The organism is Bradyrhizobium sp. SZCCHNR1017 (assembly GCF_032381375.1).
Lineage (GTDB): Bacteria > Pseudomonadota > Alphaproteobacteria > Rhizobiales > Xanthobacteraceae > Bradyrhizobium.
On the sequence record NZ_JAUHIR010000027.1, the window covers coordinates 18,315 to 33,792 of the forward strand.

Below are 15,478 nucleotides of genomic sequence, written 5' to 3' on the forward strand. Positions count from 1 at the left end.
GGTGGATCCGGCAGATCGTGTCGGCCGGTGCCCCTCCTTCAATTTGCCGTTTCTGACGACTGCACGGTCAGCAGGAACGTATAGATGCTCTCGAACTGGTCGTCGGTAAAGACCTCCTTCCAGGCGGGCATGCCCTTGGAGGGACGGCCTTCATGCACGGTGGTCCAAAATTTGTCGCGCATGTCCTCGCCGTAGCGGGTCCGCAGCCGTCGCAGGTCGATGCGCCGTTCCGCCTGCACGGCGTCGGGTCCGTGACAATGCGCGCAGGTGCCGTTGAAGATCTCTTTGCCCAGCGTCACCGCCTCGGACTTCGACTCGCTCGCAGTCGAGTCCGAAACCCTCATCACGGCGGCCTCGGCGACCGGCTGGCGGAGAAGCTGAGCAGGGTCAGTCGTCGACGCCAGCCTGATCGGGCGCGGCACGGCGCCGAGCCTGATCGACGGCTCGCCCGGCAGCCCGTATTTGACCGCCAGCTCGGCGATCCGCGGTGCGAGCTGCGGCAGCGCGGCGTCGATCTGATCGCGCAGCTGCATGGAGCTCTTGGCAAGGCCGATCGCGGCATCCCAGGACAGACCGTCGCCCTCGACCGGCTGGATCCGGAAGCCGCTCTGGTAGGTCGTCTTGTTCAGCCAGCCTGCAACCGGCCCCCAGACGAAGGCGATATCGGCCCTGCCCTGGGCCAGCGCCGCCAAGCCCTCGTCCGGCGTCAGCACCGTCACCTTCTCGATGTCGTCGCGCTGGGCCAGCAGATTTTGCGGCGTGGTCTGGTATTGCACCGCGACCCGCTTGCCTCGAAGGTCGTCGATGCCATGGACGACCAACGTTCCGCGGCTCACGAGCGCGTAGGTTTCGGTTGCGATCTTCTGCGAGAAGATCACGGCCGGTCCCATGAAGTCCGCTGACAGCGGCAGGCCGATCATCGCGTCGCACTGCTTGCCCAGCAGCGTCACGCGCACGGTTCGCTTGCCGAAATAGGATTTGTACCAGTCATACGTCACGGGGCGGCCGAGCTCCCGCGACAGCGCCTGGCCGACCTCGAGATAGAATCCCGGCTGGGTTGGATTGTCGCTCGAAAACGGAAGATTGGTCGGATCCGCACAAAGCCGCAGCGGCTCCGCCTCGTTGGCCAGGCCCGCCGCCGACGCGGCCAGCACGGTGGAGGCCACCAAGGCGACGAGAGCCGTCGCGCTTGCTGCCAGTTCGGCGGCGGCCCGCCAATTCGAGCCAGTCTGACGGCGATTCAGGCGCATCCTCGATCCCTCAGGTCTTGTTTATCTGTTTGTACGGCTCGGTCTCGCGGCCGGGCCGTCTTCGTCCGCTTGATGCGGATTGGCTGAACGCCGCGCGTGTCCCCGCGGCCGGGGCCACGCGCAGCCGTCGCGAGCGTTGCGGTTATTGGACCGCGAACACGAACAGAGCGCCGCCCTCGGGAGCAGCGTTCGTCATCTTCTTGCCGATCTCGCCCAGGAACGCCGGGATCGAGGCGGTGCGGCCGACGACGACGGCGACGTACTGCTTGCCGTCGACCGAATAGGTCACCGGACCGGCGCCGATGCCGGAGCCGAGATTCCTCTTCCACAGGATCTTGCCGGTCTTGGCGTCGATGGCGCGGAAGTCGCCGTGAAGATTGCCGGAGAACACCAAGCCGCCGGCGGTGCTCAGCGTGCCGCCGTTGAACGGAAGGTCTTCCTGGATCGACCAGACCTTCTTGTTGTTCACGGGATCCCAGGCGATGAGTTCACCGAGGAACCCGCCGGGGCCTTCCTTGGTCGGGAATTCCGCACCGAGATAGAACACGCCGCGCTTGTACGAGACGTCGCTGACCGACCAGTCCATGCAGACATTGTTCGCCGGGATGTAGACCAGGCCGGTGTCCGGATTGTACGACATCGGCTGCCAGTTCTTGCCGCCGATCAGGTTCGGGCAGACGTCCTTGACGGGATGTCCGGGGCCGGGCCGTTTGTCCGGATCCTCGACCGCGCGCAACGTCGAGGTGTCCCATTTCTGCGCCCAGTTGGCGAAGACGTATTTCTCGGCCGAGATCACCTTGCCGGTCTCGCGGTTGGCCACGAAGAAGAAGCCATTGCGATCGGCCTTCATCAGCGTCGGGACAGCCGCACCGCCAACCTTGAGATCGGCGAGAATAGCCTCGTTGACGCCGTCATAGTCCCAGGCATCGGCAGGCGTGGTCTGGATGTGCCACTTGATCTTGCCGGTGTTCGGATCGAGCGCCAGTGTGGACGCCGTATACAGATTGGTCAGCTTGCCGAAATCGCCATTGCCGGTCGAGCGCACGGCGGTGTTCCAGGGACCTGGATTGCTGGTGCCCCAATAGACCGTGTCGCTCTTCGGATCGTAGGAGCCGACCAGCCAGGCCGCGCCGCCACCATGCAGGCCGGTGTCACCCTTCCAGGTCTCGCTGCCGGGCTCGCCGGGCGCAGGCACCGTGTAGGTCTGCCAGACCATCTTGCCGGAGTTGATGTCGTAGGCCTGCAGCGAGCCGCGCACGCCGTACTCGCCGCCGCCGAATCCGGTGATGACCTTGTCGCGCACGACCAGCGGCGGCGAGGTGATCACCGAGCCCTGCTTGTAGTCCACCACCTTGGACGTCCACAGCTCCTTGCCGGTGGCGGCATCGAGCGCGGTCAGCTTGCCGTCGAGCCGGCCGACGAACAGCTTGCCGTCGGCGTAGGAGATGCCGCGGCTGTTCACGTCGCAGCAGGCATATTGCAGCGTATCGTCCGGAATGTCCGGCTCATAGGTCCATTTGCGCGCGCCGGTCGCGGCATCCAGCGCATAGACGTATTTCGGCCCCCACGACGTCGAGACGTAGAGCGTGTTGCCGATCACGATCGGCGAGGCCTCGTTCGAGCGTAGCGAGGCCAGCGAGAACGAATAGACCAGCGACAGCTTGCTGGCGTTCTCGGTGTTGATCTCCTTGAGCGGGCTGAACCGGGTGTTGCCGTAGTCATGCCCGGCCATCGCCCAGGCGCCGGGCTCGCTGGCGGCCTTCAGCGCCGAGTCGTTGGCGCGGACGCCCAGCGTGCCGGCGACAAGGAAGGCAACCGTCGAGATGCCAGCCAAGAATCTCCTGCTCGTGAAGTTCATCAGTTCCCTCCGCTTATGTCTTTGTTGTGGTCGTATGGCGCGTGCGCCAGCCCCAAGATGAGCAGTCGCGCTGCAAGCAACGGGGCGATTACAGCATCAGCTCCGCCCGGCTCTCATAGGCGGAAGGTAGTAGGCGCAGGGGATCGGGGTTGAACGCCGATTACCGCGCCTTTTCAGCGACTTACCTGAATTCCGTGACCTGCGGGCCGAAGGATCGTTGTCGCCATGATGAACGAGGCGCGCTTCTACTGTGCGGTCTCGTGGCAGCCCGGCGTCCTCGCGATCGCCACACCGAGGGAAGCCCTCGCTCTCGAGATGACGCCTTGAACAACCCGGACCGAACGGCGGCATCTTTTAGTTCAGACGCGCCGCCCGCTGGAATACGCAGGGCTCGGCGCCAGACAGGGAAACCCGAGCGCAAAGCTCGCTTTTGGCCTAGTGATGCCTAGCTCTCCGCGGGGTCGCTCGAACTGAGACGTTCGATCGCCTCCAGGTCGTGAATCGTGACCGACGCGTACTTTGCCGTCGCAATTCCATCCTGCTCGAGACTCTTGAGCAGTCGATTGATCGTCTGCCGGCCGACCCCGATCATCACCGCGAGGTCCTCCTGCGACAATCGCAAATCGATGATCATCCCCTTCTCGGTCTGGCGCCCGTGACTCTCTGCGAGCCTCTGCAATTCCTGCGCAAGCCGGTGAAGTGGACGCCGATTGCGCAGAATGATCAGGTTCTGCATCGAGACGCGCAGATGATCGCAGACCATTCGGACGAACGCAGAATAATACTCATTGCTCTCGCTGATGAGCGCCTCGAACCGCTCCTGGCTCACGTGAAACAGCACCGCCCTGCCAACGGCGAACGCATCGTAGCCATAGGGGCGCCCGTCGAGGGCCGAGGTGACGCCGATCCAAGATCCAGGCGAAGAGATCAGCAGGAAGGAGGGATTGCCGGACAGCGAAAAGCTGGTCAGTCGCACCTGCCCCGACACCAGGGCAATCAATCCGTCCCGGGAGTCGCTCGCGGAATAGATCAGGGAGTTGTCCACGTTTCGGATGCGACCCAGACGAAGAATGCTGTCCGCCAATGACGAAGGAAGGCCGGCAAACCACTTGTTCCTGCGCAGAACAGCCTTGAGCACCGCTTTGTTCATTCGTCGCCACACATGAAGACGGGCTTTGTCGCTGTCGCAACATCTGTGATCCCATATCAGTCTAGCGGAGATCAATCGAGGTGGTCGGGTTCGCTGCGGTGCAGGCCCACCCCAGCGCGAGTCGCCGGGTGGGGTAAAATGATGCGCGTCAGACCTGTGGGCCGGCTGGCGCTAGAACGATTTTTCCTCGGCCTCATAGATGGTCATGACTGGCGGTCTCGCGCACAGCTTGGCGACCTCCTGCACGAACGCCCGTGACTCGGGTCGGGCGAAATGCGCCTTGAGCGCGACGGCGTCACGCCAGCGCTCGAAGAAGCGCAGACGGAGGGAGTTTTCGCAATCAACCTGCACGGTGTGCTCCACGCAGCCGTCTTCCGCACGCGAACGATGCACATGCGCCAGGCAGATCTTCATCAGACGATCAAAGCTTTCGCCAAGCCCATCCACAGATCCCACAACGATGATCATCGGCTCTCATCCTCTCACATTGTCTTCTTCAGCAGGCGCCGGATGGCTGTCCTCGGCGAATGGCATGAGCGGGATCGTCCGGACGTCGAGACCTCGACGCCTGGGATGGACACCACAACATTCGTTGCCTCGGTTGTCATGGACCGCCCGTCCCCCTCGAAATTGTTGATGTTCTTGCGCGCGGCGACCTGCGTCCCGGCCCCCTCGCCGGCTCAAAGCTAGGGTGATTTTGTGCATCGATTGTCGCGATTGCGACAGTCTCGGCCATGATCTGCGCTTGTCTCTTGGCGGCGTCACGACGCGGCTCGGCCGGAGGCGCAACGGGCGGCCATGTCGAAACGAGGAGCCCCTCATGTCGCTGACGGCCGAACGCCTCTTCGCAGTCAACGGCCTCGTCACCATTGTGACCGGGGCCGCGAGCGGACTTGGCCTGGCCATTTCCCGGACCATGGCGGCCAACGGCGCCGATTTGATCCTGGTTGACAGGAACGAGAAGGAACTGAGGCGGATCGGCGAGGAGATCATCCCGGGGGCAGATATCGCGACGGTCGATGTCGCAGATCCAGACGCCATCCGGCGGACGGTCGATGACGTCGTCACGCGCAAGGGCCGGCTCGACGTGATGTTCGCGAACGCCGGAATCAGCGGGGGAGCCGGAATTCGATTGCCGCAGGGCCACATCGAGAACGTCGATTTCGCTGCATGGAGCGAGGTTCTCGCCATCAACCAGACCGGTGCATTCGCGACCATCCAGGCTGCGGCGCGACACATGAAGGTGCAGCGCAGCGGCCGGATCGTGGTCACGGCATCGGTCGGAGGATTGCGAGGCTCGGCAGCGACCGCCTATGCGTATGCGGCCGCCAAGGCCGCGGTCGTGAACCTGGTCAGGCAAGCCGCGCTCGAGCTCGCCACATTCGACGTCAAGGTCAATGCCATTGCGCCCGGCTTCTTCCGGACAGGGCTCGGCGGTGGCCGCCGGCTGGACGAGGCCGCGACAGCGCCGCTCCAGGCCATGGTGCCGATGAACCGGCTTGGGATGCCCGACGAGATTGCCGGCGTCAGCCTGCTGCTGGCATCGCCAGCCGCGAGCTATATCACCGGATCGGTGTTCACCGTGGACGGCGGAATCAGCGCGGCATGAAGCAGCTCGGGGGCAAGGTCGCGGTGATCACGGGAGCTGCGAGCGGCATCGGTCGCGAGCTGGCTGCGGCCTGCGCCGCGCAAGGAATGAAGCTCGTTGTCGCCGACGTCGATCGCGACGGACTATCAGCCACGAAAGACCTGATGCCGAGCGGGATCGCCGTGCGCACCGCACAGTGCGACGTGTCCAGCGTCGAGGCGGTTCAGCGCCTCGCCGACCTTGCATTTGAGGAGTTCGGCAACGTTCACCTGCTCTTCAACAACGCCGGTGTCGCGGCGCTTGGCCCGCTCTGGTCCGCAACTCCCGAGGACTGGAAATGGGTGCTCGGAGTCCACCTCCTGGGCGTCGCCAACGGCATTCGCAGCTTCGTGCCGCGCATGATGGCTGCAGGCGACGAGGGCCACATCGTCAACACGGCGTCAGCCGCGGGGTTGACCGCCGTTGCGGGCTCCGGCGTCTACTGCGCCAGCAAGCACGCGGTCGTCGCCTTGTCCGAGTGCCTCTTGAAGGACCTTCAGCTCGCCGGCTCTCCTCTCAAGGTCAACGTGCTGTGCCCCTCGCTCGTCAAGACTGCCATCGCCGACTCAGGCCGACATCGCCCCATACATCTGGCTTCAACAACCCCCGACACTGCAGCGTATGATCAGCGCGTCAGAGCGGGAATGGCGGCATCCGAGGTCAGCGCCGCCGATGTGGCCCGGATGACGATCCAGGCCATCCACGACGACGAATTCTACGTCCTTCCGCATCCAGCGGTACGGCTCCGCGTCGAGGAGCGGCTCCGCACCATCATCGGTGATCACCAGCACCTCCAGCCAGACGGCCTCCCTGCCGAGACGGATGAACCATGAGCAACTCAGACGACAACGTCGATCTCAGAGCCAGGATCGAGGCGCTCGAGAAGCGCCTCGCCGAACATGACGATCGCGAGGCGATCCGGACACTGCGCTGCACGTACCACGAATACGTCAACCAGGAGCGCGTCGCCGATCTGGCCGATCTTTTCGCGGAGAACGCCACGGTGTCCTATGGCGGACGGCCACCGGTCACCGGCCGCGAGGCGATCCGCGACTTCTTCCTCTATTTCCCGATCAAATGGGCGCGCCAGTTCATCCACGCGCACGTCGTCGAAATCGATGGCGACCGCGGCAGAGGCTACAGCCATCTCGACGGCCGTCCCGTTCTCAACGGCAAGAGCCTCATGGTCGGCGGCCGGTTCGATGATGAATATGTCAGAGAAAGCGGCCGTTGGCTGTTCTCGAAAGTCGTACTGACGACCTGGTACATGGTCCCGGTCGAGCCCGGCTGGGAAGCTGCGGCCGCAACCAAGCCGGCCCAGTCGTGAGCTGCACGAACTCAGGCTTGCTGATTTGACGGCCGAACTCCATCAGACGTGATAGCGGCACGCCCCCGCTCATCTGGCGATCATGGTTGAGCGATGACGCCACGCAGGCGCCGCAGGGTGGGCAAAGGCGCGCCAACAGCGATGGCGTCATGCACGATCTCTCATGGGCCGTGCCCACCGCCCCCACTGGCGCCAATGGTGGGCACGCGTCGCCTTCGGCGTCGCTTTGCCATCCCATGGCAGCGTCACGTGCGGCGGAGTCGGGGTGCACGGCGCGACAGACTCCATCAGCGTCATCAAGCTGATTTGGCCCGCCCAGACCTTCTGAAGAAAATAATCTTGTTGCTATTTTTCCGAATATGTGCTTGTGTATCGCCATCCTGGACCCGCCGAGAGGGGCGCTTCGCGATCGTCACGAGACGTGGGGTCTGGGGATGCGGTGGCCGCAGGCGTGCTGCAGCGGGCTCACGGGCTCGCCGACGAACGGCAGGTTTGCGGACGTGAAGACGCGTGGTCCTGGCGCCCCGATGCTGGCGCCAAGTCGTCGGGCGATGATCCCGAGGGCGACGGTGGCTAAAGAGCCGGACACCGGGGAGATCGCGACATAAGCGTGAAAACCATCGCGCGGGGAATGCCGGGATGTCTCGGCTGAACCTGTGGTTCCTGCCGCCTGCATTTTTTTCGCAGGCGGGCCATGGGTGCGGCCAGCGCCCGGCATTCCCTGCGCCCTCTCATTCTCGAGGGCGGAACGACCGGCACAACTCGGACGCCATCGCGCCGCGGGATCGCAGCCCATCGCCCGAACAAAGGGCGCGAGGCCGGAACAAACCGCAAACAGATTTGAAGTTTTGGGGAGAGAGGGATGGTGCGCTCGGAGGGACTCGAACCCCCACGGTGTTACCCACTGCCACCTCAAGGCAGCGCGTCTACCAATTCCGCCACGAGCGCGAAGAAGAAGCCGGAGCCAGAGGAAGGGCGGCACCGGATCAGTGGCGCCCGTGTATCAAATCGATGTCGGGGGGACAAGGCCCGCCCTGCCCTAAAATACCGGATTGTGGACGGTTTTGGCTTGGCCGGGGCGCGCTATCGCGACGTCGGCGTCGGCGAGCGCGGCAGCATCTGCTTGACCTCGACCGCGATGCGGTTGCGGTCGACCAGCACCACCCCATTTGCGATCGGCAGATTGTTGGCGAGCACCTTGACGTCGTCGGCCTCGGTGGCGTCCAGCTCGATGATGGCGCCGCGGGACAGGCGCAGAACCTGGTGGATGGGCATGGAGCAGGTGCCGAGAACGACCATCAGGTCGACTGTCACTTTATCGAGGGTTGACACTGCAGGACCACCGAAGTCACGACTGGATTTTCGTTGCACAGACATCACCATGTTGTGGTTAGCCAATGGTTAACAGCCGCGAAACACTCGACCTGACCACCTTTGCTGGCCCCCCCGGCAACGCCGTGGCGTGGCGCATCTCCGATTCGCTGATCGACTACGCCCAGGCCACCGAGTTCATGGAGGCGCGGGCGGCCGCGATCGCCGCTCACGAGGCCGCGGAGATGGTCTGGCTGCTCGAGCACCCGCCGGTCTACACCTCCGGTACGTCGGGCAAGGCCGAAGACCTGCGCGATCCGCGCTTTCCGCTGGTGCCGACCGGGCGCGGCGGCCAGGTCACCTATCATGGGCCCGGCCAGCGGGTGGCCTATGTCATGCTCGACCTCAAGCGGCGCCGGCCGGATGTGCGAGCCTATGTCGCGGCGCTCGAGGAGACCATCATCCGCACCCTCGATGCCTTCAACGTGCACGGCGAGCGGCGCGAGGATCGCGTCGGCGTTTGGGTCAAACGGCCCGACAAGGGCGAGGGCCATGAGGACAAGATCGCCGCGATCGGCGTGCGGCTGAAGCGCTGGGTCACCTTTCACGGCATCGCCATCAATGTCGAGCCGGACCTGTCGCACTTTCAGGCCATCGTGCCCTGCGGCGTGACCGATCCGCGCTACGGCGTCACTAGCCTGGTTGATCTCGGCCTGCCGGTGACGCTCGCCGATGTCGACATCGCGTTCCGGCAGGCGTTCGAGAGCGTCTTCGGCGCCGTCAGCGTCGCGCAGCCGGAGACGGCATGAGCTCACGCGGCGCCCTGTTGCGGCGGCACGTCGAGCTTCGCCGCGACATAGCGGCGCTCCTGGCTCAAGCCACCGAAGCCGTAGGCATCCGCCTTGACCTCGTCGACATGAAGGTAGGTCTCGTGATGCAGCGGGCCGATCAGCTCGGCCATGCGCGCGAACACCGCGGCCAGATAGGCGGCCTTCTCGTCCTTGGTGTTGGTGCCCTCGCTGACGTGAACGTCGATCCAGTAGCTGGCAAGCCCCTGCTCCGCCAGCGAGGCGCCGCCGGCGAACCAGTCCGCGGCATCCGCTTCCGAGACGATGACGGCGGTGACCTTGGGATCCTTGCGCAGGATCCGCGCCGTCAATTCGGTGACGGCGTCCGCGATGGCCTTTTTCAGCGACGGCGAGCGGCGCTGGCTGGCATAGACGATGTTGATCAACGGCATGGTTGGCTCCCGGTATCCAGCGCGTGACTGCGCCTCGACAGCAAAGCTAGCCGCGCGCCTGTCATTTTGGTATCTTATCGGGATGGATATCAATGATAACGATCGCATATGACAGCCACGCTCGACATCGCGACCGTCCGCGCCTTTCTGCTGGTGAGCGAGCTGCACAGCTTCACCCGGGCGGCCGAGACGCTCGGCACCACGCAGGCTGCGGTCAGCCTGAAGCTGCAGCGCCTGGAAGCGCTGCTCGGAAAGCGGCTGGTCGAACGCTCGCCGCGCGCGGTCCGGCTCACCGCCGACGGCGCGGCCTTCGCCGAGAACGCCCGCGCGCTGGTTGCCGCACATGACCTCGCGCTGACCGGCGCTCCTCGTGCCCGGCCGCTGTTGTCGCTGGGGATCAGCGATCACGTCGCCGGCCCCGAGCTGGTGCCGATGCTCGAGCAGTTGCATGCTGCCATGGCGGACCTCGTCCTGTCGGTCAGCATCGGCTTCTCGCGCGACCTGCTCGACCGCTACGATGCCGGCAAGCTCGACGCCGTGATCGTCCGCCAGGAGGCGAGCCGCCGCGGTGGCGAGGCGTTGATCACGGACGAGTTCGGCTGGTTCGCAGCTCCCAGATTTCGTCTGCCGGCGGCCGGCACGCTGCCGCTCGCCACGCTCGCGCCGCCCTGTGGCGTGCGCAGCATTGCGGTCCGCGCGCTCGAGCGCGCCCGAATCAGCTTCAGCGAGACGTTCGTCGGCGGCGGAGTGACGGCCGTTGCGGCCGCCGCGCGGGCCGGTCTTGCGATTGCGCCGCTGGCCCGCCGGATCGCGCCCAGCGGACTGATCGATGTCGGAACGGATCTCGGCCTGCCCAAGCTCGGCCGCTCCAAGGTGATGCTGCATGCGAAGGCGGGCGATGCGGCCAAGCGCGCAGCCTTGCGCACGCTGGCCGCAGCATTCCGAAGCGCCGCGATCTCGAAGTAATTGACGCCCGCGGAGCCTGATGTAGCATGGATGAATAATCGGAGTTCAGGAGCAGCGGCTTGAACCGTCTCTTGACCGCAGCTGACCTCGTCAGCGCCCCAGCAAAGCCGAGCCCGGCCTCGACCGGCGCGACCGGCCTCGAACCATTGCATCGCCACGCGCTGATCCGAACCTCGAACGCCGACGTGCTGCGCGACCTCGCGGGGCGCCGGCTCGGCGCCGAGCGCGTCGACTTCAGGAACGCCGAGCGCTTCGAGGCGATCGTCAACCTGATCGAGCTCGAGACCATCGGCCTCGCGTTCGGCACCACGACCTGCGACATGGTCTGCGACCATCGCGCCGCCGATCTCATGAGAGTGCAGATCGCCCTGAAGGGACGCGCGGTCAGTTGCACTCCCGGCGAGGCGACCGACGTCAATGAGCATCAGTTCGCAGTCGCGCCGGCCGGCGTGCCATGGCAGATGGCGTGCCAGGGTGGCCATCGGCGACTGACTCTGCGGCTCGATCCGCAGGCGCTGCGACGGCGCCTGACGGCGCTGGTCGGCGTGCAGCCGCGCGCCGACTTTACGATCGACCCTGCCATTCCGGCCGCCGATCCGCAGGCCCGCAACCTGATGCGGCTGCTGGATTTCCTGACGACCCAGCTCAACGAGCAGGATGCGGCGTTCCCCGCCGCGGTCTATCGCGAGCTGGAGGATGCGGTGCATGTCGCCTTCCTCTGCGCCAGCCGTCATCGTTTCCGCGACACGCTCCTGGATCCCTCTCCGATGCCGGATTTCGGCCTGGTCAAGCGGCTCGAGGACTACATCGAGGCGAACTGGCGCGAGCCGATCACGATCGAGCACCTGGCGCGCGAAGCCGGCGTCAGCGCCCGCTCGATCTTCCGTCTGTTCGAGCGCGTGCGCGGCTATTCGCCGATGGCCTTCGCCAAATCGGTGCGCCTGCGGCGCGCCCGCGAGATGCTGCGCTCCGGCGATCCCGACATCACGGTGGCAGCGGCCGCCGCCGCCTGCAACTTTGCCAATGCCGGACACTTCGCCCGCTACTACCGCGCCACGTTCGGCGAGCTGCCATCGGCGACGATGGCACGCGCCGAGCAACCGTGACGCTTTTTTCGACCGCTCACAGGATGGCTTCGAGCGCGCTACGCAGGCTCTGATGCCGGAACACGAAGCCGCTCGACAGCGCCTTGTTCGGCACCACGCGCTGGCCGCCGAGCAAAAGCTCCTCGGCGAAGTCGCCGCCGATCCGGCGCAGCAGGCCGGCGGGGACGCGCAGCAGCGCCGGACGCCGCAGGCAGCGCGCGAGTTCGGCGGTGAAGGCGAGATTGCGCACCGGCAGCGGCGCCGTCGCATTGACCGGCCCGGTGATGGCCTCGGTCGCGATCACATGCGCGATCAGCCGAACGAGATCGTCGCGCTCGATCCAGGACATCCATTGCAGACCGGAGCCGAATGGCCCGCCGAGGCCGAATTCGAACGGCGTCAGCATCCGCGCCAGGAAGCCGCCGTCGCGGCCGACCACGAGCCCGATCCTCAGCAGTGCGACGCGGACGCCGTGCGCTTCGGCACCGCGAGCCGCTTGCTCCCAGGCGTCGCAGAGCTCATGGCTGAAGCAGCCATGCGACTTGGCGGATTCGGTCAGCGGCTGGTCCTGCCACAGGCCGTACCAGCCGATCGCCGAACCGTTGACCAAGACCTTCGGCTTACGGTCGAGCCGCGCAATCAGGGATAAGACGGCTTCCGTCGTAGCCAGCCGGGACTGCAGGATCGTCGCGCGCCTGGCCGCGGTCCACGGCGCATTGCCGATCGGTTCACCGGCAAGATTGACGATCGCGTCGATACGGGTGTCGGACGCGAGCTGATCGAGACTGGTGATCAAGGTCAGCGGCGCCGGCAACATGGCGGCCTTGGCCGGGTCGCGGACCAGGGCGACGACGTGATGGCCGGCCGCGGTGAGACCGGCCGTCAGCCGCGCGCCGATGAAGCCGGTCGCGCCGGTGATGAGGATGGTCTGCGCCGGCGGCAGCGCCGCGACCAGCCCGGCCGCATCCGGCTGCGACATCCGCGCAAGGCGCCGTGCCGCAGTGAAGTCGCGCAGGCCGCACAGGGCAGCGCCAACCGCGGCGGCAGCCGCAATCCAGCTCAGCAAGCCGGCAAAGGCCGGCACGATCGCCGAGGGCTGCATCGCCCAGCCGATCAGCAGCGGCACCAGCAGCATGAGGATCGCGCCGTAGTTGATGGCGAGCAGCGTGTGATTCACGCGTTCGCTCGGCGGCAGCTTGCGCGTCAGATCCTCCTCGACGAAATCGGTCAAGGTGATGCCGATCTCGGCCACGAGCACCGCGAGCACGAGGATTGCGAACAATCCATGCACCTCGCACCAGCCGATGACGGCGAACAGCAGCGCATAGAGCATATTGCGGACGCCGTGCAGCTTGAGCTCGCCCTGCTGTGACGGGCGCCAGGCCAGGCGCTCGGTGAACTCATGGTGATAGACGGTGTCGAACACGCCCATCACGATCTGAAGCGCAATCAGGGACCAGAGCAGCGGCGTCATGGTGCGGACTCCCGGAACATTGCGCTCTGGCGGATGATGCGCCCGAAGCGCGGATGGATGATCTCGAGCGAGAAGCGAAAGACGCCGCTGCCGAGATCGGAATGGGTGACGGTGAGGTCGCCGGGCGTGAGCCATGCCGGCAGCGCCCAGCGCCGGCCCGCGAAGTCGAACGTGTAGCCGGCGCTATGGAAATGAAGCGCGCCATCGGCGACGCCGACGCGCAGGCTCATGCTAAGGCCCCAGCCGAGATATTCCTCGAGCCCCGTCGGACCGGCGAAGCGCTTGGCGGAATGGATCACCTGCGGGAAGCCATGCGGGCGTCCGCAGATGCGCGTCCAGATCTGGCCGCCTCTCGCCGCGTCCTCCGTCACCGCGACGATCATCGGCACACCGATGTCTGCGTGCGTCGGCAGCGGCCCGCCGATCAGCCGCGCCAGATGCGCGAACCAGAAGCCGGCACGACTGATCTCGGCCTGATCGACTTCGCCGACATAGACGACGGTCGCGCCGTCGGCGAGTTTCTTGGAGAAGCGGCGCCAGATCGACACCGGCAGCCGCCCCCAATCCTCGGCGGACAACAGCACACGAAACCTGTGATCGTCATGAAGCCGGGCGTTGGAGGGCGTTGAAAGTCCGAGATGTCCCATGGTCACCATGACGCCCTCCACTCATCTACGACCTTGATCTTCCCGACGGCAGCAGATTTGCGATCTTCTCGCCGAGCTTGATCAGCGCGACGAGACGCGGCCGCGGCACCTTCAGCATCTGCACGTACCAGCGGTCGACCAGCTCGGTGAACGCCAGCATGTCTTTCAGCCGCCTGGCTGCGACCGTGCTGATCGCGGGATCGCCGGTCGCTTCCGCGACGCAGGCGCGCAGCGCAGCGATCGCGGGATCGATCTCGCGCTCCTTGCGGCCGGCCGCGATCCGCTGTGCGACCTCCCAGATGTCGGTCTCGGCCTCGAAATGATCGCGGCGGTCGCCGAGGATCGGCACGCGCCGGATCAAGCCCCAGGCGAGCAGCTCCTTCAGCGAGTTCGAGACATTGGAGCGGGCCATGCCGAGCGTGTCGGCGATGTCCTCCGCCGTCATCGGCTTCTCGGCGAGGTACAGCAGCCCGTGGATCTGGCTCACCGAGCGGTTCACGCCCCACCGGTCGCCCATGTCGCCCCAGTTGAGGATGAAACGCTCGACGGCGGGCGGAAGTTTTCGATGGCCTGTAATTTCTGTCATAACAGAAATATCTGACGGGCGAGGATGAATGTCAAGAGACCCGGATTTGAACCGGGCTGGGAGCTGGCCCGACGGATGTTCGGCGCCCATTTTGCGCCTGCCGACCGCCCGGTTCCCCGCCTGCCCCCTCTGCAACAGGAGCAAGCCATGACGGCATCCGACAAGGCGTTCACTGGATCGATCCCGCAGATCTACGATCAACTGATGGTCCCCTTGATCTTCGTGCCCTATGCGCTGGACCTCGCGCGGCGCATCGCGGCGTACCTGCCGCGCGACGTGCTGGAGACGGCGGCGGGCACCGGCGTGGTTACGCGGGCCCTCCATGCTCAACTGCCGCCGGAGGTCCGGATCACCGCCACCGACCTCAACGAGCCGATGCTCGCGCAGGCGAAGACCCATCTCGCCGCTGCGGACCGCATCGCATTTCATCAAGCCGATGCGCTGGCCCTGCCCTTTGCCGATGCGAGCTTCGATGCCGTCGCATGTCAGTTCGGCGCGATGTTCTTCCCCGATCGCGTCAAGGGCTATGCGGAGGCCCGCCGCGTGCTCAGGCCCGGCGGACGTTTCGTCTTCAACGTCTGGGACCGGATCGAGGAGAATGAGATCCCCCACGTCGTTCACGAGACGTTGCAGCAGGTCTTCCCCGAAAGCCCGCCGCAGTTCTTCACCCGGACTCCGCACGGCTATTTCGATGCCGGGCGGATCGAGGCCGATCTGACCGCAGCGGGCTTCACCGATATCGCGATCGAGACGGTGACGCATCGCAGCCGCGCGGCGTCGCCTCAGGACCCGGCCACGGCATTTTGCCAGGGCACACCGATGCGCGGCGAGATCGAAGCACGCGGCACGCCCGGCCTCGCCGCCGTGACGCAGGCGACCGCCGACGCGCTGGCGCGCCGGTTCGGCAACGGACCGATCGAGGGCCGCATCCAGGCGCTGGTGATCTCGGCGGGGTGA

At 65.7% G+C, this 15,478-nt stretch carries 16 protein-coding genes and 1 tRNA gene; 7 read left to right on the forward strand and 10 right to left on the reverse strand.

All coding sequences use genetic code 11. The features are described 5' to 3' along the window. Positions 1-38 precede the first annotated feature (38 nt). From QW863_RS34710 to QW863_RS34725, 4 genes are all read right to left on the reverse strand, one after another. Positions 39-1,250: a c-type cytochrome gene (locus QW863_RS34710; protein WP_315769975.1), complete on the reverse strand. Its 1,212-nt coding sequence runs from the start codon at positions 1,248-1,250 to the stop codon at positions 39-41. A gap of 142 nt (positions 1,251-1,392) precedes the next feature. Further along, positions 1,393-3,084, reverse strand: coding sequence for a PQQ-dependent methanol/ethanol family dehydrogenase (locus tag QW863_RS34715; RefSeq protein WP_409977999.1), 1,692 nt, complete (start codon positions 3,082-3,084; stop codon positions 1,393-1,395). A 469-nt stretch (positions 3,085-3,553) separates the two neighbouring features. Continuing rightward, entirely contained in the window at positions 3,554-4,258 is a 705-nt protein-coding gene (locus QW863_RS34720) for a Crp/Fnr family transcriptional regulator (RefSeq protein WP_315717723.1), read from the reverse strand. A gap of 171 nt (positions 4,259-4,429) precedes the next feature. Beyond that, the gene (locus QW863_RS34725) at positions 4,430-4,726 is read right to left on the reverse strand and encodes a putative quinol monooxygenase (RefSeq protein ID WP_315717722.1); all 297 of its coding nucleotides are present in this window, start codon (positions 4,724-4,726) and stop codon (positions 4,430-4,432) included. A gap of 352 nt (positions 4,727-5,078) precedes the next feature. On the opposite strand from QW863_RS34725, the gene QW863_RS34730 reads away from it, so the two are divergent. From QW863_RS34730 to QW863_RS34740, 3 genes are read left to right on the forward strand one after another with little or no spacing between them, the layout of a single operon-like run. Beyond that, positions 5,079-5,867 carry an SDR family NAD(P)-dependent oxidoreductase gene (locus QW863_RS34730; protein WP_315717721.1) on the forward strand — a complete coding sequence of 263 codons (789 nt, stop codon included), beginning with the start codon at positions 5,079-5,081 and terminating at the stop codon, positions 5,865-5,867. After that, entirely contained in the window at positions 5,864-6,718 is an 855-nt protein-coding gene (locus QW863_RS34735) for an SDR family NAD(P)-dependent oxidoreductase (RefSeq protein WP_315769979.1), read from the forward strand. Before QW863_RS34730 ends, QW863_RS34735 begins: the two co-directional genes overlap by 4 nt. Continuing rightward, positions 6,715-7,212, forward strand: a complete 498-nt coding sequence (locus QW863_RS34740; RefSeq protein WP_315717719.1) for a nuclear transport factor 2 family protein — start codon at positions 6,715-6,717, stop codon at positions 7,210-7,212. Before QW863_RS34735 ends, QW863_RS34740 begins: the two co-directional genes overlap by 4 nt. A gap of 863 nt (positions 7,213-8,075) precedes the next feature. Here QW863_RS34740 and QW863_RS34745 read toward each other — a convergent pair. Then, positions 8,076-8,160: transfer RNA gene (locus QW863_RS34745), tRNA-Leu, on the reverse strand. Between the two features lie 135 nt (positions 8,161-8,295). Beyond that, the gene (locus QW863_RS34750) at positions 8,296-8,544 is read right to left on the reverse strand and encodes a FliM/FliN family flagellar motor switch protein (RefSeq protein WP_315717718.1); all 249 of its coding nucleotides are present in this window, start codon (positions 8,542-8,544) and stop codon (positions 8,296-8,298) included. A 65-nt stretch (positions 8,545-8,609) separates the two neighbouring features. On the opposite strand from QW863_RS34750, the gene lipB reads away from it, so the two are divergent. After that, a complete protein-coding gene (gene lipB / locus QW863_RS34755; RefSeq protein ID WP_315717717.1) occupies positions 8,610-9,332 on the forward strand; it encodes a lipoyl(octanoyl) transferase LipB in 723 nt (240 codons plus the stop codon). A 2-nt stretch (positions 9,333-9,334) separates the two neighbouring features. Here the strand turns inward: lipB and QW863_RS34760 are convergent, their stop codons facing one another. Continuing rightward, positions 9,335-9,763: a 4-oxalocrotonate tautomerase family protein gene (locus QW863_RS34760; RefSeq protein WP_315717716.1), complete on the reverse strand. Its 429-nt coding sequence runs from the start codon at positions 9,761-9,763 to the stop codon at positions 9,335-9,337. A gap of 108 nt (positions 9,764-9,871) precedes the next feature. Here QW863_RS34760 and QW863_RS34765 point away from each other — a divergent pair, with 108 nt between their 5' ends. Both QW863_RS34765 and QW863_RS34770 read left to right on the forward strand, forming a co-directional pair. Then, positions 9,872-10,729, forward strand: coding sequence for a LysR family transcriptional regulator (locus tag QW863_RS34765; RefSeq protein ID WP_315717715.1), 858 nt, complete (start codon positions 9,872-9,874; stop codon positions 10,727-10,729). Positions 10,730-10,788: 59 nt separating this feature from the next. After that, positions 10,789-11,835, forward strand: a complete 1,047-nt coding sequence (locus QW863_RS34770; protein WP_315717714.1) for an AraC family transcriptional regulator — start codon at positions 10,789-10,791, stop codon at positions 11,833-11,835. Positions 11,836-11,851: 16 nt separating this feature from the next. Here QW863_RS34770 and QW863_RS34775 read toward each other — a convergent pair whose 3' ends face one another. The 3 genes from QW863_RS34775 to QW863_RS34785 are packed head-to-tail and all read right to left on the reverse strand — an operon-like array spanning position 11,852 to position 14,521. Next, a complete protein-coding gene (locus tag QW863_RS34775; RefSeq protein ID WP_315717713.1) occupies positions 11,852-13,288 on the reverse strand; it encodes a TIGR01777 family oxidoreductase in 1,437 nt (478 codons plus the stop codon). Continuing rightward, positions 13,285-13,944, reverse strand: coding sequence for a DUF4166 domain-containing protein (locus QW863_RS34780; RefSeq protein WP_315717712.1), 660 nt, complete (start codon positions 13,942-13,944; stop codon positions 13,285-13,287). The genes QW863_RS34775 and QW863_RS34780 overlap by 4 nt, the downstream gene beginning before the upstream one ends. Positions 13,945-13,960: 16 nt before the next feature. Then, on the reverse strand, positions 13,961-14,521 hold the full coding sequence (locus QW863_RS34785) for a GbsR/MarR family transcriptional regulator (protein WP_315717711.1): 561 nt from the start codon (positions 14,519-14,521) through the stop codon (positions 13,961-13,963). Positions 14,522-14,668: 147 nt separating this feature from the next. Between QW863_RS34785 and QW863_RS34790 the strand changes: the two genes are divergently transcribed. Continuing rightward, positions 14,669-15,478: a class I SAM-dependent methyltransferase gene (locus tag QW863_RS34790; protein ID WP_315717710.1), complete on the forward strand. Its 810-nt coding sequence runs from the start codon at positions 14,669-14,671 to the stop codon at positions 15,476-15,478.

Coding starts and splice junctions, on each gene's coding strand:
- QW863_RS34710 (WP_315769975.1), bottom strand. CDS start 1,250: ATGCGCCTGAATCGCCGTCAGACTGGCTCGAATTGGCGGGCCGCCGCC.
- QW863_RS34720 (WP_315717723.1), bottom strand. CDS start 4,258: ATGAACAAAGCGGTGCTCAAGGCTGTTCTGCGCAGGAACAAGTGGTTT.
- QW863_RS34725 (WP_315717722.1), bottom strand. CDS start 4,726: ATGATCATCGTTGTGGGATCTGTGGATGGGCTTGGCGAAAGCTTTGAT.
- QW863_RS34730 (WP_315717721.1), top strand. CDS start 5,079: ATGTCGCTGACGGCCGAACGCCTCTTCGCAGTCAACGGCCTCGTCACC.
- QW863_RS34735 (WP_315769979.1), top strand. CDS start 5,864: ATGAAGCAGCTCGGGGGCAAGGTCGCGGTGATCACGGGAGCTGCGAGC.
- QW863_RS34740 (WP_315717719.1), top strand. CDS start 6,715: ATGAGCAACTCAGACGACAACGTCGATCTCAGAGCCAGGATCGAGGCG.
- lipB (WP_315717717.1), top strand. CDS start 8,610: ATGGTTAACAGCCGCGAAACACTCGACCTGACCACCTTTGCTGGCCCC.
- QW863_RS34760 (WP_315717716.1), bottom strand. CDS start 9,763: ATGCCGTTGATCAACATCGTCTATGCCAGCCAGCGCCGCTCGCCGTCG.
- QW863_RS34765 (WP_315717715.1), top strand. CDS start 9,872: ATGACAGCCACGCTCGACATCGCGACCGTCCGCGCCTTTCTGCTGGTG.
- QW863_RS34775 (WP_315717713.1), bottom strand. CDS start 13,288: ATGACGCCGCTGCTCTGGTCCCTGATTGCGCTTCAGATCGTGATGGGC.
- QW863_RS34780 (WP_315717712.1), bottom strand. CDS start 13,944: ATGGTGACCATGGGACATCTCGGACTTTCAACGCCCTCCAACGCCCGG.
- QW863_RS34785 (WP_315717711.1), bottom strand. CDS start 14,521: ATGACAGAAATTACAGGCCATCGAAAACTTCCGCCCGCCGTCGAGCGT.
- QW863_RS34790 (WP_315717710.1), top strand. CDS start 14,669: ATGACGGCATCCGACAAGGCGTTCACTGGATCGATCCCGCAGATCTAC.